The organism is Leifsonia sp. Root112D2 (assembly GCF_001424905.1).
Taxonomy (GTDB): Bacteria; Actinomycetota; Actinomycetes; order Actinomycetales; family Microbacteriaceae; genus Root112D2.
Genome location: NZ_LMCU01000001.1, coordinates 711,650 through 734,356, shown reverse-complemented (window position 1 = coordinate 734,356; position 22,707 = coordinate 711,650). Strand labels below are relative to the sequence as shown.

Annotated in this window: 18 protein-coding genes; 12 read left to right on the top strand and 6 right to left on the bottom strand. The window is 65.4% G+C overall.

Going from position 1 to position 22,707, the window contains the following annotated elements:
• Positions 1–163: 163 nt before the first annotated feature.
• On the bottom strand, positions 164–466 hold the full coding sequence (locus tag ASC63_RS03375; protein WP_055809887.1) for a YciI family protein: 303 nt from the start codon (positions 464–466) through the stop codon (positions 164–166).
• 109 nt (positions 467–575) lie between these two features.
• On the opposite strand from ASC63_RS03375, the gene ASC63_RS03370 reads away from it, so the two are divergent.
• From ASC63_RS03370 to ASC63_RS03350, 5 genes are all read left to right on the top strand, one after another.
• Positions 576–1,400, top strand: a complete 825-nt coding sequence (locus ASC63_RS03370) for a helix-turn-helix transcriptional regulator (protein ID WP_055809886.1) — start codon at positions 576–578, stop codon at positions 1,398–1,400.
• Between the two features lie 38 nt (positions 1,401–1,438).
• Complete coding sequence (gene pheA, locus ASC63_RS03365) at positions 1,439–2,404, top strand: prephenate dehydratase (protein ID WP_055809884.1); 966 nt, start codon at positions 1,439–1,441, stop codon at positions 2,402–2,404.
• A 55-nt stretch (positions 2,405–2,459) separates the two neighbouring features.
• A complete protein-coding gene (locus ASC63_RS03360; protein ID WP_055809881.1) occupies positions 2,460–3,017 on the top strand; it encodes a hypothetical protein in 558 nt (185 codons plus the stop codon).
• Positions 3,017–3,259: a hypothetical protein gene (locus tag ASC63_RS03355; protein ID WP_055809878.1), complete on the top strand. Its 243-nt coding sequence runs from the start codon at positions 3,017–3,019 to the stop codon at positions 3,257–3,259. Before ASC63_RS03360 ends, ASC63_RS03355 begins: the two co-directional genes overlap by 1 nt.
• A 193-nt stretch (positions 3,260–3,452) precedes the next feature.
• The gene (locus ASC63_RS03350) at positions 3,453–5,588 is read left to right on the top strand and encodes an alpha-galactosidase (protein ID WP_055809875.1); all 2,136 of its coding nucleotides are present in this window, start codon (positions 3,453–3,455) and stop codon (positions 5,586–5,588) included.
• Between the two features lie 9 nt (positions 5,589–5,597).
• Here the strand turns inward: ASC63_RS03350 and ASC63_RS03345 are convergent, their stop codons facing one another.
• Positions 5,598–6,827, bottom strand: coding sequence for an ROK family transcriptional regulator (locus ASC63_RS03345; RefSeq protein WP_055809871.1), 1,230 nt, complete (start codon positions 6,825–6,827; stop codon positions 5,598–5,600).
• Between the two features lie 132 nt (positions 6,828–6,959).
• On the opposite strand from ASC63_RS03345, the gene ASC63_RS03340 reads away from it, so the two are divergent.
• Together ASC63_RS03340 and ASC63_RS03335 are read left to right on the top strand one after the other, a co-directional pair.
• Positions 6,960–9,455 (top strand): glycoside hydrolase family 2 protein, encoded by a 2,496-nt coding sequence (locus ASC63_RS03340; protein ID WP_235491764.1) that lies wholly within the window; start codon positions 6,960–6,962, stop codon positions 9,453–9,455.
• 37 nt (positions 9,456–9,492) lie between these two features.
• On the top strand, positions 9,493–10,359 hold the full coding sequence (locus tag ASC63_RS03335; RefSeq protein ID WP_235491763.1) for a LacI family DNA-binding transcriptional regulator: 867 nt from the start codon (positions 9,493–9,495) through the stop codon (positions 10,357–10,359).
• 24 nt (positions 10,360–10,383) lie between these two features.
• Here ASC63_RS03335 and ASC63_RS03330 read toward each other — a convergent pair whose 3' ends face one another.
• Entirely contained in the window at positions 10,384–11,631 is a 1,248-nt protein-coding gene (locus ASC63_RS03330) for an ROK family transcriptional regulator (RefSeq protein WP_055809867.1), read from the bottom strand.
• A 179-nt stretch (positions 11,632–11,810) separates the two neighbouring features.
• On the opposite strand from ASC63_RS03330, the gene ASC63_RS03325 reads away from it, so the two are divergent.
• Genes ASC63_RS03325 through ASC63_RS03305 form a run of 5 tightly spaced genes read left to right on the top strand, consistent with a single transcriptional unit; the run spans position 11,811 to position 17,360 of the window.
• A complete protein-coding gene (locus tag ASC63_RS03325) occupies positions 11,811–13,517 on the top strand; it encodes an ABC transporter substrate-binding protein (protein ID WP_157487560.1) in 1,707 nt (568 codons plus the stop codon).
• Between the two features lie 46 nt (positions 13,518–13,563).
• Positions 13,564–14,553, top strand: a complete 990-nt coding sequence (locus ASC63_RS03320; protein ID WP_055809864.1) for an ABC transporter permease — start codon at positions 13,564–13,566, stop codon at positions 14,551–14,553.
• Between the two features lie 22 nt (positions 14,554–14,575).
• Positions 14,576–15,556, top strand: a complete 981-nt coding sequence (locus ASC63_RS16465; protein WP_055809861.1) for an ABC transporter permease — start codon at positions 14,576–14,578, stop codon at positions 15,554–15,556.
• Positions 15,553–16,455: an ABC transporter ATP-binding protein gene (locus ASC63_RS16460; RefSeq protein WP_055809858.1), complete on the top strand. Its 903-nt coding sequence runs from the start codon at positions 15,553–15,555 to the stop codon at positions 16,453–16,455. Before ASC63_RS16465 ends, ASC63_RS16460 begins: the two co-directional genes overlap by 4 nt.
• Entirely contained in the window at positions 16,452–17,360 is a 909-nt protein-coding gene (locus ASC63_RS03305) for an ABC transporter ATP-binding protein (protein WP_055809855.1), read from the top strand. Before ASC63_RS16460 ends, ASC63_RS03305 begins: the two co-directional genes overlap by 4 nt.
• Positions 17,361–17,394: 34 nt before the next feature.
• Here ASC63_RS03305 and ASC63_RS03300 read toward each other — a convergent pair whose 3' ends face one another.
• The 3 genes from ASC63_RS03300 to ASC63_RS03290 all read right to left on the bottom strand — a co-directional run bounded on the left by ASC63_RS03300 (position 17,395) and on the right by ASC63_RS03290 (position 22,642).
• A complete protein-coding gene (locus ASC63_RS03300; protein WP_055814772.1) occupies positions 17,395–19,407 on the bottom strand; it encodes a beta-galactosidase in 2,013 nt (670 codons plus the stop codon).
• 45 nt (positions 19,408–19,452) lie between these two features.
• Positions 19,453–21,561: a glycoside hydrolase family 36 protein gene (locus tag ASC63_RS03295; RefSeq protein ID WP_055809853.1), complete on the bottom strand. Its 2,109-nt coding sequence runs from the start codon at positions 21,559–21,561 to the stop codon at positions 19,453–19,455.
• Between the two features lie 70 nt (positions 21,562–21,631).
• The gene (locus tag ASC63_RS03290; protein ID WP_055814769.1) at positions 21,632–22,642 is read right to left on the bottom strand and encodes a diacylglycerol/lipid kinase family protein; all 1,011 of its coding nucleotides are present in this window, start codon (positions 22,640–22,642) and stop codon (positions 21,632–21,634) included.
• Between the last annotated feature and the right edge of the window lie 65 nt (positions 22,643–22,707).

Here is a 22,707-nt window from a genome sequence, read left to right as displayed (position 1 = left end):
ATGAGTGGGTACACGGCTAGCCAGTTGATGAGGGCGAATTTGTGGCGAGGTGGTCGCACGGGAGGAGTCCGATCGTTCGAGGTGGATGGGGAATGTGCGAAGGATTCAGCGGCGGCGAAGGATTGTGATCCCCGCCGCCGCTGCAACGCGGCGAGGCCGAGACTTAGTCAGCGAATGCGGATGATGCCGGTCCGACGATGGGACGCCAATTGTGCACGCGCTTGTGCACGACAACGTTGTTGACGACGAAGGGATCGTTGTCGACGATGTTGTCGATGCTGGCGCGGTCCTCGACCTTGTAGATGAGGAGCCCGCCGGGAGCCTCGTGTTCGCCCCGCGGCCCGGAAACCAGGAGTTCGCCCTGTTCCAGACGCTCTCGCAAGTAGGCCAGGTGAGCGGGACGGTGCTCGTCCTGAAGGGTGGTATCGGTCGGGTAGGAGTACTCGACGGTGAAGATTTCAGCCATGATGGGTTGCCTTTCTCGGTGGATGTGACCAGCATCGCGGCGGTCGAGAGAATGTGGGTAGGACTCCCGGCACCAGTCGCCATTGCGAGGCCTCCTGCACACTGGAGCCATGACCGACCGTGGCGAACTCAGCAACCTCTTGACCATGTGGCGCGCCCGTTTGAAGCCCGCGACCGTGGGTCTTCCTGCGGTGTCCGCCCGACTGACGGGCCTCCGTCGGGAGGAGGTGGCGATGCTGGCAGGGCTGTCCGTGGACTATCTCGTTCGACTTGAGCAAGGCCGCTCCCAAAATCCGTCGGTGCAGGTCGCCGGCGCGTTGGCCCGCGCATTACAGCTGTCCGACGAAGAACGCGATCAGCTGTTCCAGGCGGCGGGTCTGCCGATCCCATTGCCGACGAACGTGCCAACCCATATTCCGCGAAGCGTGCAGCGGCTTCTCCTGCGCGCTCCCGATGTTGCGATCGGCGTCTATACGGCGCATTGGTCCCTGCTCACCGTGAACGCGTCCTGGCAGGCCCTGCTCGGGCAACCGCCGCGCGGCTACAACCTCATCGAGGCCCAGTTCACCGGAACAGCGCCCAATGTGCTGATGAGTGCGGCGTACATCGAACGTTTCGAGCGCGCGCTCGTGACGGATATGCGAAACGCGACGCTGCGGTATCCCAAGGACCGCTCCGTTCAGCAGCTTCTACAACGGTTGCGCCGTATCGACCGCTTCGAAGAACTTTGGTTGGAGGGCACCTCCGTCGCGCAACGGTCGGAGGAGAAGACCTTCCTGCATCCAATCGTCGGTCCAATCACCGTCGACTGCGACGTGTACACCACGATCGGGAAAGATCTGCGGATCATCACCTACACGGTGGAGCCCGGTTCCGACGAGGCCTCTAAATATGATCTTGCGCGAGCTCTCGGCATACAACAGCCCGCGCGCTGAGCCGCAGGGCGTTCGTGGGGTGCCTTAAGCTTCTGGGCATGGAGATCAGCACGGACGCCGCGAACACCTACAGCTTTCTGGGGCCGTCCGGCACGTTCACCGAGGCCGCGCTCGCACAGGTGCCCGAGGCGGCTGGCAAGACCTGGCGGCCCGTCAACAACGTGGGCGAGGCGCTCGCCGACGTGGTGGATGGGCGCAGCGTTGCTGCCATGATCGCCATCGAGAACTCGATCGAGGGCGGTGTTTCGGTCGCGCAGGACGCGCTTGCGAACATCCCGAATCTGCGCATTGTTGGCGAGTATCTGGTGCCGGTGAGTTTCGTGCTGGTGGCACGACCGGGCACGGCGCTGGCCGATGTGAGGGTCATCAACGCGCATCCGGTGGCTTATGCACAGTGCCATCGGTGGCTGGATGCGACGCTGCCGGCTCACGAACACGTTCCCGCCTCCAGCAATGTCGCTGCGGCCGCCGCGCTCGGCGACCCGCAGGCGCCGGGTGGCCACGCGGATGCCGCCATCGCCCCACCGAGCATCGTCGACCGCCACGAGCTCGTGGTACTCGCCGACGGCATCGCCGACAACGCCAACGCCATGACCCGCTTCGTTCTTGTGGCGCGCACCGGCACCGTCGACGCACCGACCGGGGCAGACAAGACCAGCATCATTGTCGAGTTGCCCGACGACGTTGCGGGCACGTTGCTTGGCCTGCTTGAGCAGTTCTCGACCCGTGGCGTCAACATGAGCCTCATCGAATCGCGGCCCATTGGCGACGCACTCGGACGGTACCGCTTCGTCATCGACATCGACGGTCACCTCGCGGATGAGCGGGTCGCCGATGCACTACTGGGGCTGCGGCGTTTCAGCCCCAAGGTCATTTTTCTTGGATCGTATCCGCGCGCGGATGGCGTTGCGGTCGAATTCGACCAGCGCTACCGCAACGAGGTGTTCACCGAAGCGCGCGAGTGGCTGGCCTCTCTGCGCGGCGAGGCACTTCCCGTCGACTGAGCACGAATCGACAGCGACGAGGCGAGCGATACGAGCGGTACGAACAGGAGGCAGCGTGGCCGACAAAGACGAGAAGGACATCGACCCCCGTTACGATCCGGCGTTTCAGCGGGGGTATCAAGGCCCGGCTGCCGAGGATCCGAGGCGTCGAGGGGCCGCATCCGAGCCCGCGGGTCCAAGCGAGCAGGCGCCGGCCGCGGCAGTGCCTATGACGCAGGATCCGGTCGCGCGTGAGGCACACTCATCCGTCCCGCCTCGAAGCGAGACCGACCTCGACCTCGACGACGCTGGCACGGATGCCTGCGGCACCGAAATAGCCGCCGCACCTCTGCGAGACGGCCGGCCGCCACTGAGAACCAATCCATACGCGTACGCCCTCGGCGTCATGGGCGTGCTCTTCGTAATCGGCGGCATCGGCATCGAGGGGACGACCACCTATAGCTCACTTTCCGGACAGAACGGCTTTAGCGCACCGGGGGTGTCGTCGATGATCATGCAGAATGTCAGCTATGTTCTGGCGGGGCCGCTGATCACCGTGGGACTAGCCATTCTCGCAGGCCTGGTGTTCCTCGCCGGTTCACGCTGGAGGTCACGGCGAGAGCAGAACGGGTGATGACGGCGCTCGAGCGGGTGCTGATCCCTGTGGCGGCATTGTTTCTTGCGCTCGCCGTCGCCGCGTGCATCTACCAGGCGATGACCGCCGCCCCTTTTGCAGTCAACGGACATCCGCCGTTCACTGTCGTGCTCGCACAGCTGGCCATGCGTGTCGCGCCGGCCCTGTCGACAATCGCCCTGGCCTGCATCGCCGGCCTCGTCTTCGCTCACGCCGTCCGCTGGCGCCGCTCGCGCCGCTGACGCCGCGCCCGCAGATCACCCCGGTATCGCAGCGCACCCACGCCCGGGAGAGGGCGGCATGCGAACGCGCCGTGATCTGCCTCAGCATCCGCTGGCGCGGCCGCGAGCGAGTTACATCAGTGACCTAATATAGTGGCGTTCGACTCGGCCGCATCGAAGCGCGACACCGAGCAGACCTCACTCGGGAGCACACATGACGACGGCGCCATCCACCATTTCCCATTTGCGCGCCGCCGGGGTGAGTCTCGTGCTCGAGCTGCCCGCGCACGGGCTACCGACGGTGCTGCACTGGGGCGCCGACCTCGGTGACGTGAGCGATGCCGAGGTGCAGGCGCTGGCATCCGGTGCGGTGCCGCTGCTCGACAACTCGGTCGACGTGCCCGTGCAGGTGAGCGTGCTGCCGGAGGGCAGCGCCGGCTGGATGGGTACCCCCGGCCTTGAGGGCCACCGTGCCGGCGATGACTGGTCCACCCTCTTCACCGACACCAGCTACGAGACGGATGCCGTCTCGCGCACCATCACAGCGCGCGCTATCGATGCTGCGGCCGGTCTAGCCCTCACAACCGAGCTTCGGCTGACCGATTCGGGCCTCGTGATGGCGCGCGCCACGCTGCGCAACACCGGCGGGGGCGACTACGCACTCGGCCGACTGTCGCTCGCGCTGCCCGTGCCGCAGGCCGCGACCGAGATTCTCGACCAGGCGGGCCGCTGGGCGAAGGAGCGCGTGCCGCAGCGCCGCGCCATCACCGTGGGAACACACCTGCGCGAGAATCGGCGCGGGCGCACCGGGGCGGATGCCGCCACCGTGCTCACCGCGGGAGCCGGCGGTTTCGGCTTTCGCGCCGGCGAGACGTGGGGCCTGCACGTGGGCTTCAGTGGCAACCACGTGAGCGCGCTCGAACGTGCGACGAACGGCAGAACGCTGCTGTGGGGCGGCGAGCTGCTGCTGCCCGGTGAGGTGAGTCTCGCCCCTGGCGAGGAGTATGCGACCCCGTGGCTGTTCTTCGCATACGGCGACGGATTGGATGCGCAGGCGACGCGCTTTCACGACTACCTGCGGCAGCGGCCCAACCACCCGACAAGCGAGCGCCCGGTCGTGCTCAACACCTGGGAGGCGGTGTACTTTCACCACGATCTGCCGACCCTGCTTGAGCTCGCCGAGCGCGCCGCCGAGGTGGGCGTCGAGCGCTACGTGCTCGACGACGGCTGGTTCCTGGGGCGCCGCAGCGACGATGCGGGGCTGGGGGACTGGAGCGTCGATACGGATGTCTGGCCGGAGGGGCTGCATCCGCTCGTGAACCGCGTGAAGCAACTCGGCATGCAGTTCGGGCTGTGGTTCGAACCGGAGATGGTGAACCCGGATTCGGAGCTGGCGCGCGCGCATCCGGAGTGGATCATGCAGACGGGCGGCCGCATGCCGCTCGAAGCCCGGCAGCAGCAGGTGCTGAACCTCGGTATTCCTGAGGCGTGGGAGTACATTCGCGCCGCGATCTCGGGGCTCGTCACCGAATACGACATCGATTTCATCAAGTGGGACCACAATCGCGATCTGGTGGACGCCGGCTCCACGGTCACGCATCGGGCGGGGGTACACGAGCAGACGCTCGCGGTCTACCGGCTGCTTGCGGCGCTGAAGGCCGAGCATCCGCGGCTCGAGATCGAGTCCTGCTCATCGGGCGGCGCCCGCGTGGATCTCGGCGTGCTCGAACACACCGACCGGGTGTGGGCGAGCGACTGCATCGATCCGCTCGAGCGCCAGCAGATTCTGCGCTGGACCGGCCAGCTGCTGCCCGCCGAACTGATCGGCAGCCACGTCGGCAGCACGCACTCACACACCACCGGGCGCACGCACGAGCTGTCGTTCCGAGCCGCGACGGCGTTGTTCGGGCACTTCGGCATCGAGTGGAACATCGCGAAGATCACGGATGCCGAGCGCGCCGAGCTGGCCGAGTGGGTCGCGCTCTACAAGCGCTTTCGCCCCCTGTTGCACACCGGCACGACGGTGCGCATCGACCACCCGGTCGACGAGCTGTGGGCTCACGGGGTTGTGGCGGCGGATGCAAGCGAGGCGCTCTTCTGCCTCGCGCTGCTCAGCCGCCCGTCGACCTGGCCGCCCGGCTTCGTGCGCATTCCCGGGCTCGAGGCGGATCGTCGCTACCGGGTGAGCGCGGTCGGCCCGCGAGCGGCGCTGACCACGAAGAGCAACGCCCCGAGCTGGCAGGGGGGCGATGGCGTCGTGCTCACCGGCCGGATGCTCGCAGCCGTCGGTATCCAGGCCCCGCCCCTGCAGCCCGAGCACGCGGCACTCGTGCACATCGCTGCGGAGTAACGGCGGACGTTACGTGGCGACGCCGACGAGGCTCGGCAGGCCGAGCTGTCGTGGCGCGAGCTGCTGCTGCAGAATCAGGGATGCTGCCCCCACGGCGGCGGCATCGGCCGATTGCACCGAGAGCTGTACCGTCACCGAGTGCTTGGCCCGCGCGAAGAATTCCTCGTCGAGTCGTCGCTGGATGATGCGGAGATAGAGCGTTCCGGCCGTAGAGAATGACGGCCCGGCGAGAACAATCGAATCGAGATCGAGCAGGTTCGCCATGGCCACGAGCGCGTCGGCCAGGTACTCAGCCGAGCTGATCAATAGTTCGCGGGCCAGCCTGTCGCCACGCACGGCAGCAGTGGCAATGTTCTCGAAAGCGATGAATGGGTTGGTGTCAGATGAGAGCCTGATGCTGCTCTCTCGGCCCAGTCCGAGCGCGATCCTGGCCTGTTCGACGATGGCTTTCGGGCCGGCCAACTCTTCCACGGTTCGCCGCTCACCGCCCGTGCGCGCGTGCAGACTCATCTGGCCGAGCTCTCCCGCATTGGAACTGGCGCCCCGATACACAGAGCCGCCGAGCACGATCCCCGCGCCGATCCCTGCCCCCATGTACACGGTGCAGTGCGCTGCGGAGGTGCCGATCTTCCCGCTCCAGAATTCGCCGACGGCGGCGGCCGTCGCGTCGTTGTCGAGTGCGACAGGCAGTCCGGTGAGTTCGGAGAGCTTCGAGCGCAGTGGATAGTTCTTCCACGCTCCCAGCGTCGGTGGGGCCAGGATGCTTCCGTTCTCGAGATCCAGTGGCCCGGGCGCGACGATACCGATGCCCATCACTCGGTGCAGATCCACGCCGAGGCTCTGCAGCAGACGATCGATTCGGGTCGCGATGGCCTGCACCATCGCGGCGGGTTCGCGTTCGCCGGCACCGCCCGTGCGGGTGCGCCCGACGATGGCGCCCCCCAGGTTCGCCACCACATACGTGAGGGTGTCAGCGCCCACCTGCACTCCGACGGCGAATCGTGCGGTCGGGTTGATGCCGAGCAGCACCCGTGGCTTTCCTCCGGTGGAATCACTGCGGCCGGCCTCGATGACGAGCTCATCGTCGAGCAACTGACGGGCAACGTTCGACATGGTCGCCTGCGTGAGCCCGGTGCGTTCCGCGAGTTCAACCCTGCTGATCGGCCCCAGCGTTCGAATCATGTCCAGGACGAGGCCACGGCTGGTCGCCGTCGCGAGAGAAATGCGTGGATTTCCCATGTTGCTCCTTTCGTCCCTCTTCGGATAGCTTAGAGAACAGCGGCTTAATAAAGTCAGCTAATAAAGATTTCGACACGTTCTCCTCACAGGCGATCCGCGTGCTCGAGTCTCCGCGTACGCGAAGGGTTGCCAGTGTCTGCGAACACATTCGAATTTCCGGCCGATGGCTGGACGGTGATGGCCGTGCACGGCCCCGTTCCCCCCGAGATCGTCGGCCGCAGCATTCATGCGACCGTTCCCGGATGCGCGCACACCGATCTTCTCGATGCCGGCCTCATCGACGCCCCATTCGATGCCGACAACGAAGCGGCGCAGCAGTGGATCGGTAACACGAGCTGGCGATATGAGGTCGACTTCGACTGGCGTGACGACGGATCGAGTCGGCATGATCTTGTCGCCCAGGGGCTCGACACCGTCAGCACGATCGAGCTCAACGGCGTGCTCGTCGGTCACACGCAGAACCAGCATCGCGGCTACCGCTTCGACGTGCGGGCCGCCCTCGCCGAGGGAACGAACCACCTCGTCATCACCTTCGAGGCGCCGGTGGATGCCGCCGAGGCGCGTTCCGAAGAGCACGGAGAGCTTCCGCACACCAATCACCACCCCTACAACGCCCTGCGCAAGATGGCGGCCAACTTCGGCTGGGACTGGGGTATCGATGTCGCCACGAGCGGCATCTGGAAGCCGATCTTCCTGGAGAGCTGGTCGGGCGTGCGCGTCGCCTCGGTGCGCCCACTCGTCGATGTGGATTTCTCGACGGGAGTGCTCAACGCCCACGTCGAGGTGCAGCGCGACGATGCGTCGGCCGGGCGCGTCGTCGAGGTGACGGCGACGGTCGACGGTGTTCTCGCATCCGCTCGCATTGAGGCCGGCCAGACTGTGGCCACGGCCGTCGTTCGGGTGCCGGATGCGCGCCTCTGGTGGCCACGAGGGCACGGCGAGCAGCCGCTGTACGAGGCGTCGGTGCGTATCGCCACGGGCTCGGCAGAAGACGAATGGTCCGGCCGCATCGGCTTTCGCACCATCGAGGTCGACACCCGGCCCGACGAGGCGGGTACGCCGTTCGTCGTACGCGTGAACGGCGAGGCCGTTCAGGTGCGCGGCGCCAACTGGATTCCCGAGCACGCCTTTCTGACCCGTCTGGATCGCGCGCGGTATGCGCGCCGCATCGCCGACGCCACCGAGGCCAACATGAACCTGCTGCGCGTGTGGGGCGGCGGAATCTACGAGTCCGACGACTTCTACAACGAGTGCGACGAGCAGGGAATTCTCGTCTGGCAGGACTTTCTCTTCGCCTGCGCCGCCTATGCGGAGGAGGAGTGGCTGGCCGAGGAGGTGGAGGCCGAGGCGCGTGACAACATCGCGCGTCTGAGCCCTCACCCCTCGCTGGCCATCTGGAACGGCAACAACGAGAACATCTGGGGCTACGTGGAGTGGGGCTGGCGTTCTCGACTCGAAGGCCGCACCTGGGGCAACGGTTACTATCGCCAGCTGCTTCCCGATCTGCTCGCCGAGTTGGACCCGACGCGCCCGTACTCGCCGGCAAGTCCCTATTCGTTCGGCGAGTACCTGCACCCGAACGATCAGCACAACGGCACCATGCACATCTGGGATGTCTGGAACGAGCGCGACTACTCGGCCTACCGCGACTACACGCCGCGCTTCGTCTCCGAGTTCGGTTTTCAGGCGCCACCCGCGTGGTCGACGCTCGCCGCGGTGGTGCACGACGAGCCGCTCGAGCCGTACGGGTCGCAGATGCTCGTGCATCAGAAGGCCCACGACGGCAACCTCAAGCTGGAGCGCGGCATGCGCGGCCATCTTCCCGAGCCGCGCTCGATTGACGACTGGCACTGGGCCACTCAGCTCAACCAGGCCCACGCCCTGCGCTTCGGCATCGAGCACTTCCGCTCCCTCGCCCCGCACAACATGGGCACCATCGTGTGGCAGCTCAACGACAACTGGCCGGTGATCTCGTGGGCAGCCGTCGACTTTGCCGAGCACCGCAAGCCGCTCTGGTATGCCCTGCGCGACGTCTACAGCCCTCGACTGGCCACCATTCAGCCGCGGCCCGACGGGCTCTCGCTCGTTCTTCTCAACGACACGGCGGATGCCTTCGGCGGCCAGGTGCGTGTGCGTCGACTGCGTTTCGATGGCAGCGTCGTGGCAGAGCAGAGCCTGCACCTCGAGGTGGCGGCACGCGGCGAGAGCACCGTGGCCATCGCATCCGATGTCGCAGCAACGGATGATGCGGCCGGCGAGGTGCTGGTCGCCGAGGTCACCGGCGCAGACGGCGCGGAAAGCGACTTCGCCCGTGCGACATTCGATTTCGCCGAGGTCGTCAACCAGGGCCTCGATGCCGAGGCGCTCACCGCCACCGCCTCCGCCGTCGATGGTGGGTACCTCGTGGAGGTCACGGCGTCGTCGTATGCGCGCGACATCTTCCTGCAGGCCGACAGGGCCGATTCACGCGCACGGGTTGACAAGGGCCTGGTCACACTGCTGCCGGGGGAGAGCACACGATTGCGGGTTACCAGCGAGGAGGCTCTGAATCCCGAGGCTTTCATCCACCCCCTCGTGTTGCGGTCGGCGAACGATCTGCTGCCCGTGATGGCTCGCTCATGGAGGTAGCGCCGTGACGGTGACGAATGTGCGGGATACTTCATCAGTGGCACGTGCAGACGATGACGATGCGAATTCCGCGATGACCCCGGTGGGGCTCATCCTTCGCCGCTCTCCCCGCATGCTCGGAATCGAGCCCTTCTACGCGGAGTTCATTGCAGGCATGGAGGAGGTGCTCTCGCTCCAGCGCCGCTCTGTGCTGCTGCAGATCGTTCCCACGTTGGAGAAAGAAGTCGAGAGCTATGAGCGCTGGGCGGCATCCGCGCAGGTAGCCGGAGTCATCGTGGGCGACCTGATTGACGACGACACCCGCCCCGCACTTCTGCATGAACTGAAGATTCCTACCCTTGTTCTCGGAGAGCCAGCCTTGCCGCCGGGCGTCTCTGCAATACGGGTCGACAACTATGGTGCGATGCTCGATGCCGTCACGCGCCTGCGGGCCATGGGGCACACCAGGATCGACCGTGTCTCCGGGCCTCAACATCTCTTTCACACGCGGCTGCGCACGCAGGCGTTTGAGGCGGCGACGGCCGATATCGGCGTATCGGGACGAAACATTGAGGGCGACTACACCGAGGAGAGTGGCGAGAGCGCAACTCGGGCACTGCTGGACCACGACGACCCGCCGACCGCGATCATCTACGACAACGATGTGATGGCCGTCGCGGGTCTCGGGGTGGCCTATGAGCTGAAGATCGATGTGCCCGGCCAGCTCTCCCTTCTCGCGTGGGACGACTCGACCCTGTGCAGGCTCGCGGTGCCGCCTCTGTCGGCGATGAGCAGCGATGTGCACTCGCTTGGCGCTCTCGCGGCTCGATCGCTTCTTGCCGTCATCACGGGTGATCCGGAGACGATTCTGCAGGCGCCCCCCTCACATTTCATTGAGCGGGGCACGACAGCGTCTCGACGCTGAGCCTGCTGAGCCGGGTGCGAGAGCTCAGCTGAAGGTGTAGTTCAGGGCGCGACCGTCGGGCTGTTGGCGACTCATCGGTGTCAGTTCGCTCTTGAGTACCAACACGGCGCCGCCGACCGCCGCGGCATTGGCCCCGCTGGCGGAGAGCATCGCGGTCACCGGCCGTACGCGGCGAATGAAGGCTGCCTTCTCCAGTTCTGCCTGCACGCCACGCAGATAGATGGAACCGGCTGTCGTGAAGCTGGGACCGGCGAGAACGATGCGGTCGAGATCAAAGAGGTTCGCCAGCGTGACGGCGGCATGTCCGAGATAGCGGGCGGATGTCTCGATGAGCGCGTGCGCCTCGCCGTCACCGGATGCCGCGGCCCGGCCGATACGGGCGAAGTCGGCGACCGTATTGTCCCTGTCGCCCGTGAGGCCCAGACGTGCGGCGAGACCGGGTACCGCCTGTGCTGCGTCGATTGTGGCCGGCGGCCCGGCAAACCCCTCCACGCAACCCCGGTTGCCGCATCCGCAGAGTTCGCCATTGACATCCAGCGAAATGTGCCCGATTTCCACGCCGTTCGACGAGGCGCCGCGATACGCCTCTCCCGCAACAACGACGCCGCCGCCGATGCCGCTGGCCATATAAATTGACCCATAGGTGCTCGCCGGATGCACGCCGCCGAGCCAGAACTCTCCAATGGCGGCAGCAGTGGCGTCGTTGTCGAGGAGCACAGGCAGGTGCAGGATCTCTTCAAGGTCGGCGACCAGCGGATAGTTCAGCCAGTCCGCGGTCGGCGCATCGATCTGGAGTCGGCCCTCGGTGCGGTCCTGCGGGCCGTGACTGACCAGACCGATGCCGATGATCTTCTCGCGATCGATGCCCGTCGTCGCGAGAAGGGCGTTGACATGCTCGGCGACGACGAGCAGGTAATCGTGGGGCGACCGGGTTCCCGAGCCTCCGAGTGCCGTGCGCGCGACAAGCTGACCGGCCAGGTCGAGCACCACGACGACGGCGCTGCCGCGATCCAGTTGAACGCCCACCGCGTATCGGGCGCTCGCATTGAGTTCCAGTAGGGTGCGCGGTTTGCCGCCGGTCGACGCACCGCGTCCGACCTCGATGACGAGGCCGTCATCGATCAGCTCCCGCACCACGTTGGTGATGGTGGCGCCGGTCAGGCCCGCGCCGTCGACGAGCTCAACGCGGCTGATGGTTCGGGCCGAACGAATGAGGTCCAGCACGACTCCTCGCGTGCGGAGACGGCTCAGTGCCGAGGGTGCGGGTTTCATGAGGCCACTTTCGTTCTCCAACTCACGCCAGAGTCTAGCGGGCGCGGCGAGTCTGAAAAGAAACTTGACTAGCTTAATTTACTCCGGTAAGAATGTTGAATGGCTCGGGCAGATCAGCTCGGTCGCGCTTTGCATAAGGCAGCCGATCCCAGACGACCGGCATCATGGAAGGATCAAGGATGTTCCTCAGCAGCAAGAAAGGTCGCAGGGTGGCCCTCGCCATCACAGCGGCACTCGCGGCGGTAACCCTCGTGGGCTGCACACCATCAGGCGGCGGCGACAAGGCAAACGGCGGATCGAATGCCGTGACAGCCTCGAACACTCTGCTCGCGTTCACTGGCCAGGCCGGCGACTATCAGATCAACTTCAACCCGTTTTCTCCCTCGCAGATCGGCGGAATCGGCACGATCTTCGAGTCGCTGTTCTTCGTCACGAACGTCAACAGCAATGCCTACAAGCCGTTACTGGCCACCGACTACAAGTGGAACGACGCCGGCACCGAGCTGTCGCTGACGACCCGCTCCGGTGTGAAATGGTCGGACGGCAAACCGTTCACTGCGAAGGACGTCGCGTTCACGCTCGACATGGTGAAGAAGACGCCGGCCATCAACACCACCGGCTACAACGGCACGGTAACGGTGAAGGACGACACGCATCTCACTATCGCGTTCCCGGCTGCCGCGTTCCTCAACGGCCCCAACGTTCTCGGTCGCATCCCGATCGTTCCTGAGCACCTGTGGAAGAGCGTCAACCCCACCACGGATGTGATGTCGAAGCCGGTCGGAACCGGCGCCTATGTGCTCAGCAACTTCAAGCCGCAGGCATACACACTCACTGCCAACGCCACGTACTGGGGCGGCGCGCCGAAGGTGAAGGCCATTCGCTTCCTCTCGCTGTCGGGCAATCAGGCCGGAGTGCAGGGGCTCGCCGCGAAGACCATCGACTGGCAGACCGGCCCCGTTCCGGACATTCCCAATGTGTCGAAGACCTACCCGGGCTACAAGGCAATCACCGTCAAGGCCAACCAGGTCGTGCTGATTACCTGCTCGAACCCGGCCTTGGGCTGCACAGGACCGCAGACCGACGTCAATGTGCGCAAGGCCATTTACGCGGCGCTTGATCGCACGCAGATTGACACCCTGGCACTCAACAAGACCTCCGGCGAGATCTCGCCGACGTTCGCGTTGACGACCACGCAGAAGGATCTCATCTCCAAGGATATTCCGCAGAGCGTGGCACCGATGACTGCGGATGACAGCACAGCGACGTCCCTGCTCGAGGGCGATGGCTGGGTTAAAGGTTCCGACGGCTACTACGCGAAGAACGGCAAGCAGCTCTCCTTGGCGGTTCAGGTTGTCAGCGGTTGGACCGACTACATCACCTCCATCAGCGTCATGGCCCAGCAGCTCAAGAAGGTCGGCATCAAGCTGACCTCCGCTCAGTCCTCCTGGAACGAGTGGACGGACACTAAGGGCAAGGGAACATTCCAGCTGGCGATCGACTCGCTCGGTCAGGGCCCGGCATCCGACCCGTACTACCTGTACTCGAACTACTTCAGCACGGCGAACACGGCCAAGGTGGGCACCTCGGTCTCACTGAACGTTGCGCGCTACAGCGACCCAGCCGTCGATGCAGCGCTGAAGACGCTGGCGGCAACGAACCCCAAGGACAAGGCCGCCCGTCAGGCGCAGTTCGACATCATCCAGAAGAAGATCGTCGAGAACATGCCGTACATTCCGGTGGTCACCGGTGGTACGACGAGCGAGTTCAACGCAACGAAGTTCACCGGATGGCCGACACTCGACAACTTGTACGGGTTCCCCGCCATTTGGGCGTCACCGGACAATTCGGAGATATTCAAGGCGCTGACACCCACCGGTAAGTAGCCACCATGTTCGAGGAGGATTTCGTAGAGACGACAGGCAGGAATTCGTGAACTACTTCGTGCGGAAGCTGGGGTTCTACCTGGTCGCCCTGTGGGCGGCCCTGACCCTGAACTTCCTGATTCCACGGCTTCTGCCCGGCAACCCGGTCGACATTCTGCTGGCCAAGCTCCAGCAGCATGGCGGGATAGCATCTCCGGCCGCTCGCCACTCCTACGAAATCCTCCTTGGCGGTGACACCAAGGAACCCCTCATCGCGCAGTACTGGGGCTATCTGGTCAACGTGTTCCACGGCGATCTCGGCGTCTCGGTCACCTACTTCCCCACCAAGGTGCTCGACGTCATCAACACTTCACTGATGTGGACCATCGTGCTGGTGGGCCTCGCCACCATCATCTCTTTCGTCCTCGGCGTCGGACTGGGGGCGATAGTCGGCTGGAAGCCTGGCAGCTGGCTCGACTCGCTCGTGCCGGCAACGACCCTGCTGGCATCCGTGCCCTATTTCTGGCTCGCCCTGATCTTGGTCTACCTGCTCGCGACAGTTGTGCATCTCTTCCCCGCCCAGGGCGGATACGACGTGGCGCTCAATCCAGGATGGAGCTGGGACTTCATCTTCTCCGCCGTGCAATACGGTTTCCTGCCGGCGTTGACGATCGTGCTCGCATCCATCGGTGGGTGGGTGCTCGGCATGCGCAACATGATGGTCTCGACGCTGTCGGAGGACTACATTCTCACCGCGCAGGCGAAGGGACTGACCAATCGCCGCATCATGCGCAACTATGCCGCGCGCAACGCCGTTCTGCCCTCCGTCGCCGGGTTTGCCATCTCGCTCGGATTCGTTGTCTCCGGCTCCATCGTCACGGAGCAGGTCTTCTCGTACCCGGGAATCGGTTCGAAGCTGCTCTCGGCCGTGCAGAACAACGACTATGCCCTGATGCAGGGAATCTTCCTGTACATCACCCTGGCTGTGCTCGGCGCGAACCTCATTGTTGACATCTTCTACGGTGTCATCGATCCGCGAACGCGGGCCAAGAGTTGAGCGCCTCGAACGGAGGAAGACGATGACCAATCTGACCCCCACGACCGAGCCGTCCGTCGCGGAGGACACCTCCGCGATGGCGGCGCAGACCGCGACGTTGGCGAAGAAGCCTCGCTCGGCGTGGCGCGCGATGCTGCCCAGCCTCACGCCGGCCCTCATGATCGGACTGATACTCACCGGTTTGGTTGTGCTCTTCGGCCTGATAGGCCCATTGCTCGTTCAGAACCCCTCCACCATCAGCAACGCCGGTCTGGCGGCACCGTCGGGCGCCCATCTTCTCGGCACGACCCAGACCGGCCAGGATGTGCTTGCGCAGCTTGCATACTCCACGCGCGGCTCGCTGGAGATCGGCCTGATCGTCGGCGTTCTCGCCACGATCCTCTCCGCGTTCTTCGGCATCTTCGGTGCCTATTCCGGGGGCGTCACAGACGAGGCCTTCTCCCTGTTCTCCAACGTCTTCCTCGTCATACCCGGACTGCCGCTGGTCATCGTCATCTCGGGGTTTGTGCCGAAGGAACAGCGTGGGCTCTGGACTATCGCTGTCGTGCTGGCAATCACCGGATGGGCGGCATCCTCTCGCGTTCTGCGCGCGCAGACACTCTCGATCCGCAACCGGGACTATGTGGCTGCCGCTCGCGTGGCCGGGGAGAGATCGCCGCGGGTGATCGCCGTGGAGATTCTGCCGAACCTGCTGCCGGTGCTCGCCTCACAGTTCGTGTTCGCCGTGATAGCCGCCATCCTCTCAGAGGCTGGCCTGTCGTTCCTGGGTCTCGGCGCGGCCGATTCCTCCACGCTCGGCACCATGCTCTTCTATGCCCAGAATGGGTTCGCCCTGCAGTTGCAGGCGTGGTGGTGGTTCATTCCGCCGGGCCTGATCATCGCCCTGTTCGGCTGCGGACTCGCGCTGATCAACTTCAGCATCGACGAGATCATCAACCCCAAGCTGAAGAACGTTCGGCTGTATCGCAAGCGCAACAAGCGCGCGCTGAGGAACGCATCATGACTGTGATTACGAACGCCGCCGAATCGCCTGCTGCTGTCGCGCCGCGCAAGCCCGTGCTCGCCGTTGAGAATCTCACGGTCGTCTACGAGGTTGAGAGCCCCGTCACCGCCGTTCACGATGTCTCCCTGTCGCTCGCGCCCGGGGAGATCCTCGGTCTCGCCGGTGAATCCGGATGCGGCAAGACCACGCTCGCCTACGCCATCAACCGGCTGCACAAGCCGCCGGCGCGCATCGCATCCGGAACCGTTGTCTTTCACGACAGGGACGGAACCGACATCGACCTGCTGAACCTCGGAGAGGAGCAGCTGAGGGCATTCCGATGGGACAAGCTCTCCATGGTGTTCCAGGGCGCGATGAACGCCCTGAACCCGGTCATCTCCATTCGTGCTCAGCTCGAGGACGTGCTGACCACACACCGACCCGAGTTGGGCAAACGCGAGCGTCGCGCGCTCGCGGGGGATGTGCTGGAACGCGTCGGCGTCGACCGCTCGCGCCTGAGCTCTTTTCCGCACGAACTCTCCGGCGGAATGCGCCAGCGGGTCATGATAGCCATGGCGCTGCTGCTCGAGCCCCAGGTGATGATCATGGATGAGCCCACGACGGCACTCGATGTCGTCGTGCAGCGCGATATTCTGCGCGAGATCGTGCGTCTGCGCGACGAACTCAACTTCGCCGTGATCTTCATCACGCACGACCTTCCCCTGCTGCTGGAGATCAGCGACAGGATAGCGATCATGCTCAAGGGCGAGATCGTGGAGATGAGCGAGGCGAGAAAGCTCTATGAGTCGCCGCAGCATCCGTACACGAAGAAACTCCTTCGTGCCTTCCCGAGCCTGACCGGAGAGCGCGGAGACTTCATTCGCACTGGCGAATCGAACGATGAGGTGGAGACGAAATGACCAGTATCGAGGTCAAGAACCTCAGTAAGAACTTCACGCTTCGCCAGGGGCTGAAGCGCACCACGCTCAAGGCCGTCGATCGGGTGTCGTTCGACCTGCTGCCGGGGCGAACCGTCGCGCTCGTCGGCGAATCCGGATCGGGCAAGTCGACCATCGCCCGCATGCTGGCGCGCCTCGAGAAGCCGACCTCCGGCGAGATCAACGTCACCCTCGACGATGGCGCCAGGGTAGGCGGATCCATCTATCGGCGTCACGTGCAGATGGTCTTCCAGGATCCGTTTGCCTCGCTCAACCCGTTCCACTCGATCGAGCACCACATCGCCCGGCCGCTGCTGATCCATCACCGCACGAAGGGTGCGGCGCAGACCCACGAGCGCGTGCTGCAGATGCTGAGACGCGTCAATCTCGAGCCAGCAGAGGCGATGGCAGCGCGACGCCCGCACGAGCTCTCTGGCGGCCAGCGGCAGCGGGTAGCCATCGCGCGCGCGCTGGCGCCAGGCGCGCAGGTGCTTGTCGCCGACGAACCCGTCTCGATGCTCGACGTCTCCATTCGGCTGGAGGTGCTCAACCTGATGGGGCGGCTGCAGCGCGAAGACAATCTCGCCGTGCTGTACATCACGCACGATCTGGCGACGGCGAGGCACTTTTCCGATGAGATCCTGGTCATGTACCACGGTCGCATCGTCGAGCGGGGGCCAGCGGATGACGTGATTCTCAACCCGCAGCATCCGTACACGAAGCTGCTCGCGCTCGCCGCACCCGACCCGGAGAGCTCAGGCAAGATTGTCGCCTCAGCCCCTGTCGACCGCGCGAAGCTCGACAACGCCGTCACGTACAACCATTACACGGGCGAGTGGAGTTCGGCCGACGGGGCCGTCATTCAGGCGCCGGCCGCCGTGGTCTGACCGCGGCTTCCGACTGCTCGGCTCTCTTGACAGTTCAGACTTCCTGAACGACCGCCACGCCGCCAGCGGGCACCGTCACGCGTGATTCGTGACGGGTGCCGGTGAGCAGATCGGTTCCGCTCGCCTCGGCCCAGCCCTCCGCCTCGCCGTGGTTGATGAGAAACAGGTACGAGGTGGTGTCGGATGCCCGCCGCACGGCCTCGACTCCGGCCGACGTCGCGCACACGCTCCGCACTCCGGCATCCGCCAGCAGATGCTCGGTGAACTCGCGCAGGCCGTCACCGACCAGATCGGTCGAGAGGTACCAGGCCGCGCCGCCCGAGGGCAGGGTGCGTCGCGTGATCGCGGGGAACCCGGCGAGGTCGCCGTCGGCATAGCGCGCGATGACGTCGGCGGAGTCGGCGTGCACGAGTTCGCTCCAGCGCTCGGCCCGCCAGCCGTTGTCGAGCGTGACGCTCGTGCCCTCGGCAAGCGGAACGAACTCCTCGCCGCGTGCGCCGAGCAGTTCGCGGAACGCACCGGGGTAGCCACCGGTGCGCACGGTGTTGCTGGGGTCGACAATGCCGGAGAACCAGGTGATGAGCACCGTGCCGCCGGCCTTCGCGTAGTCGGTCACTGCCTGTGCGGTCTCATCGGAAGCCAGGAACAGGCCGGGCACGACGACCAGTGCGTACCCGTGCAGCGGCGCCCACGGGGCCACAACGTCGACCGTGACGTTCTTCTCGAAGAGTGCGTTGTGCAGCGCACGCGCCGTGGCGGCATACGGAGGATTGTTGATGGGTTTGAGGCCGCTGCGCAACGCCCAGCCCGCCTCGTTGTCGTGCAGAAACGCGACCTGCGCCCCGGTGACGATGGTGTCGGTCAAGGCGCCCAGCCGCGCCAGTTGAGAACCCAGCTGCTGGATGCTCGCGAAGGCTCGCGTGTCACTGCCGGCGTGCGGAAGCATGGCCGAGTGGAACTGCTCGGTTCCCGACTTCGAGGCCCGCCACTGAAAGTACATGACGCTGTTGGAGCCACGCGCCAGATGTGCGAAGGCGTGACGGGTGAGCTCGCCGGGCTTCTTGGCCAGGTTGATGGGGTGCCAGCTGGGCGCGCTCGCGGCGTGCTCCATCAGCATCCACGGGCCGCCGTCGCTCATGCCCCGCATGCGGTCCCCGGAGAAGGCGATGTCCTGATGGCGCAGTGGGTCGAGGCCGTACGTGTAGTGGTCGTTGGCCACGATGTCCATCTCGGGCGCCCAGCGCGTGTAGTCGACGACATCCGGCCCCATGCCGACCATGAAGTTTGTCGTGACGGGCAGCGCGGGGGTGTGCCGCTTGAGCACCTGGCGTTCGGCGCGGTACTGCTCGAGCAGGGCATCCGAGGAGAAGCGCTCGAAGTCGAGTAGATGGCCCGGATTATGTGCCGTGATGCCGCCCGGCGTCACGATCTCTTCAAACGAGGAGTAGCTATTGCCCCAGAAGGTCATGCCCCACGCGGCGTTGACGGCCTCGATGCTGCCGTATTTGCGCTGCACCCAGCGTTGGAAGTGTTCGGTGGAGACGGGGCAGTGGCAGCGGGCATTGCCGCCGCCGAGTTCGTTGCTGATATGCCACATGGCTATCGCCGGGTGGCCCGCGACGTGCTCGGCCAGCCGCTCCACAACGCGCAGCGCAAAGCGACGGTAGATGGGCGAGGACGGGCAGAAGCCGAGGCGCCCGCCGGGGGCGAGCGGATGCCCGAGAGTATCCTGCGGCAGAATCTCCGGGTGCAGGCGGTGCAGCCACATCGGCACGGCGGCCGTGGGAGTGCCGAGATCGACGCGTATGCCGTTCTCGTGCAGCAGGTCGAGCATGCCGTCGAGCCAGCTGAAGTCGAAGCGGCCCTCCGTCGGTTCGTAGACCACCCAGGAGAACACGCCGAGCGTCACGAGGTTCACACCGGCCTCGCGCATGAGTTTCATGTCTTCGCGCACGGTCTCTGCCGACCATTGTTCGGGGTTATAGTCTCCGCCGAAGGCGATGCCATCGCTCGGCCATGCAACAGGGGTCAGATTCTTCTCGGTCATGAAGGGGTACATGTGCCTCTCGGAAATGAACGCGGCGTGCGCGGATCAGTGACGGTTGATGGAGAAAACGCGCGCGGTCGGTGCCGCGACGGTGGCGGTGAGTGTGAGCTCGCCCGCGGTGGCATCCCAGCTCCACGCCCAGCCCTGCTGCGCGGCGGGAAAGAACGGCTCGATCTCAATCGCTTCGCCCCGCAGGGTGGGCAGCGGCAGCACCACGCTCGCCTCGGCACCCGGTCGGCGCCAGACGGTGAGGCGCAGCGCGCCGTCGGCAACGCCCAGGCCCATGGCCAGCCACGGGTCCTCCCAGCCGGGCAGGCCGAGCGGCCAGACGGCATGGCTGCGTTCGATGTCGGTGAGCACTGTCTTCTGCGCACGCACGGCCTCGCGCACCACCGCCACCTCGGCCTCGCTCATGCGGTTCAGGTACCCCGAGAGATACATGCGGCCGAGCACGGCATTGGCGAGCGAGAAGGTGAGCAGCTCGGCATCCATGCCGGTTTGTGGATACGCCCAGTTGCCGGCCTGCTCCGGCAGCAGTGAGGCGGGTGCGGCGGCCGCGATGGGCGCATACTTCACCGGGTCCTGCTGGTCGGAGGTTGACTGCAGGTGCAGCCGGCTCATCATCGCGTAGTCCATGCGCATGGCACCGGATGCGCAGTTTTCGATGAGCAGATGCGGATGCCGCACCTGCACGTCATCGAGCCAGTCAAGCACTGCGCGGTTGTGCTCGAGCAGACCGTCTCCAGGTGAGCCGCCCGTGGCATCCGTACCGGGGCCGGTCATGGTGTTGTAGTCCATCTTGAAGAAGCCGACGCCGTAGTCGCAGACGAGTCGATCGACCACCTCGTTGACGTGCGCGAGCGCGGAGGGCGAGCGCAGGTCGAGCAGGTGCCTGCCGTGTTCGGCAACTCGCACGCCACCCCGGGAGAAGAACGCGTCATCGGGGAGGGTGCGAGCCAGCGGCGAGTTGATGCCGATGACCTCGGGCTCGAGCCACAGCCCCGCCACCATTCCGCGCGCGCGAATGTGCTCGATGACCTCGGTGATGCCGGCCGGGAATCGGCGCGCCACGGGCTGCCACTCGCCCACGGAATCCCACCAGGATCCCTCCGCGTACCAGCCGGCGTCGATGCAGAAGTAGTCGGCTCCCGCCGCAGCAGCCGCGTCGATGAGCGGCAGCAGTTTCTCGGTGGTCGGATCGCCCATGAGGGTGTTCATGTAGTCGTTGAAGATCACCGGCAACGCGCGATCCGCCTCGCGCCGGTGACGGATGGCGCGGCGCTGCTCGGTGAGCACGGCGAATGCGTCCTCGAGACCGCCCGCGGCCACAGCGACGGATGCTGGCACCGAGGTGAAGGTGTCGCCGAGCGCGAGTTGCCTGGACCAGTGGTGTTCCTGGTCGGTCGGCCCGCTGAGCAGCAGATACGCGCCGTGACGCCTTTCTCCGAGTTCGTAGGTCCACGGGCCGTTGTGTTCGATCTGCCAGGCGAGCGCATACGGCTGATCGCGTGCCAGCAGCACGCCGGTCGGGAGCTTCTCTCCAGTAGACCAAGAGCCGCGGTTCGAAATGGAACACCGGCTGCGTGGTGGGTGGTGCTGCAGTTCGCGGTCGATGCGGGCCAGCCCGACGTCACGCAGCGGCTTTCTCTGCCAGCGGCTCTCGGCAACCCAGTCGTTGTCGCCGTGCACGAGATCGAAATCGTCGACCGTTGCACTCGTGTCGATTAGAAAGGCCCCGGTTGCGAATGACGAAACGGAGTCGAGCGTCACCGGTGCTCCTCCCGCGTTTCTCACCTCGGTCCAGCTCTGGAACCCGGCCACCTCGGCATGGGCGCGCAACACACTCACCACAATCAATCCGGTGCCGGCGTGCAGCTGACGGATGCGCAGCTCGTGCACTCCCTCAACAACGGTCTCCCTGTGGTCGACGAGGCGTAACGCGGCGCCCAGCGTGGTGTCCACATGGCGAAATCCGCCCGGGAAACGCCCATGTCCAATCGTGGAGATCTCGACGAGCGGTTGCAGCAACAGCGGATCGATAGCACCGAGCGCGCCGGACGAGCTCGGGCGTATCGACGCGAGCGCCACCGGCGCGTCGGCATCCATCGAGAATGTCAGTCGGAGGCTGGGCGTGATCCAGTCGAAGTGCGGCATGGGTGGCAGAATCCTCATCGATCGAAAGGTCGGTCATCGTGCGCTCGACCGCCCGCCCAGCTTAATTAACTCACTTGACAAAGTCAATTGGCGCAGCAGCCACCTTCACGACCAGCCCGCCGGCATCCACCGAGAGCGTCACGCCGGTGACCTCGCCGAACGCGTCGCCGTCGAGTTCGAACGGCTGCACCTCGTCGACGGCCAGGCGCACGGTCTCACCGCGCAGGTAGGTCATGGTGCTGCGCTTGTCCGTGCCCGAGAACTTGATGATGCTGCGGCCCAGCGCGGTGCGCCGCAGAACCCGGTTTTCCCAGGTGACCTTGCGCCAGATCATCAGCCAGCCCAGCAGAGTCTTGGGCTGCAGCACGGCAATGTCGAGCAGGCCGTCGTCAATCTTGGCGTCGGGAATCAGCTCGATGTTGCCGGGCAGCGATCCGCAGTTGGCAATAAGTATGGTGCTGACGTGCGCCGTGCGTTCCGGTGCATCCCCTATCGAATAGCGAACCTTGACTTTGGTGAGCGTCGGCAGCGAGCGCACCGTTCCGTCGACATAGGCGAGCCAGCCCACCTTGGCTTTCAGGCTCGAGCTGGTGTTGGCGATCATGGCCGCGTCGAGGCCGAGGCCGGCCATCACGAGAAAACAGTGTTCCTCGTCGTCGCCGTCATCGACCGGCGTCAGCGTTGCCACCCCGATGTCGATGGTGCGCTCGACGCCCTCGAACGCCAGATGAGCGGATGCCTCCAGGCTGTTCAGCGGAAGGTCCAGATTGCGGGCGAGCAGGTTTCCGGTGCCGGCCGGCACCAACGCGAGCGGCACTCCGGAGCCGCGCACGGCCTCGGCGACCGCTCGAACGGTGCCGTCGCCTCCCGCCGCGATAACGACGGATGCGCCGCCGTCGAGCGCGCGCCGACTCACCTGCTGTCCCGGGTCATCCAGTGTCGTCTCGAGCCATTCGGTGGGCCCCCAGCCGGCGTTGACGGATGCCCGCTCCACGGCCGAGCGCAGTCTCTTCACGTCGACCTTGACCGGGTTGTAGACGACTGCCGCATGGCGGCCGGATGCTGCGGTGTCTGCGCTCACGAGACTCACCGTACCGCGCGTCTCGAGCTCGCGGCATCCGTCGTTCGAACGACGAAGCTGCGTGC

Coding starts and splice junctions, on each gene's coding strand:
- ASC63_RS03375 (WP_055809887.1), bottom strand. CDS start 466: ATGGCTGAAATCTTCACCGTCGAGTACTCCTACCCGACCGATACCACC.
- ASC63_RS03370 (WP_055809886.1), top strand. CDS start 576: ATGACCGACCGTGGCGAACTCAGCAACCTCTTGACCATGTGGCGCGCC.
- pheA (WP_055809884.1), top strand. CDS start 1,439: ATGGAGATCAGCACGGACGCCGCGAACACCTACAGCTTTCTGGGGCCG.
- ASC63_RS03355 (WP_055809878.1), top strand. CDS start 3,017: ATGACGGCGCTCGAGCGGGTGCTGATCCCTGTGGCGGCATTGTTTCTT.
- ASC63_RS03350 (WP_055809875.1), top strand. CDS start 3,453: ATGACGACGGCGCCATCCACCATTTCCCATTTGCGCGCCGCCGGGGTG.
- ASC63_RS03345 (WP_055809871.1), bottom strand. CDS start 6,827: ATGGGAAATCCACGCATTTCTCTCGCGACGGCGACCAGCCGTGGCCTC.
- ASC63_RS03330 (WP_055809867.1), bottom strand. CDS start 11,631: ATGAAACCCGCACCCTCGGCACTGAGCCGTCTCCGCACGCGAGGAGTC.
- ASC63_RS03325 (WP_157487560.1), top strand. CDS start 11,811: ATGTTCCTCAGCAGCAAGAAAGGTCGCAGGGTGGCCCTCGCCATCACA.
- ASC63_RS16465 (WP_055809861.1), top strand. CDS start 14,576: ATGACCAATCTGACCCCCACGACCGAGCCGTCCGTCGCGGAGGACACC.
- ASC63_RS16460 (WP_055809858.1), top strand. CDS start 15,553: ATGACTGTGATTACGAACGCCGCCGAATCGCCTGCTGCTGTCGCGCCG.
- ASC63_RS03305 (WP_055809855.1), top strand. CDS start 16,452: ATGACCAGTATCGAGGTCAAGAACCTCAGTAAGAACTTCACGCTTCGC.
- ASC63_RS03300 (WP_055814772.1), bottom strand. CDS start 19,407: ATGACCGAGAAGAATCTGACCCCTGTTGCATGGCCGAGCGATGGCATC.
- ASC63_RS03295 (WP_055809853.1), bottom strand. CDS start 21,561: ATGCCGCACTTCGACTGGATCACGCCCAGCCTCCGACTGACATTCTCG.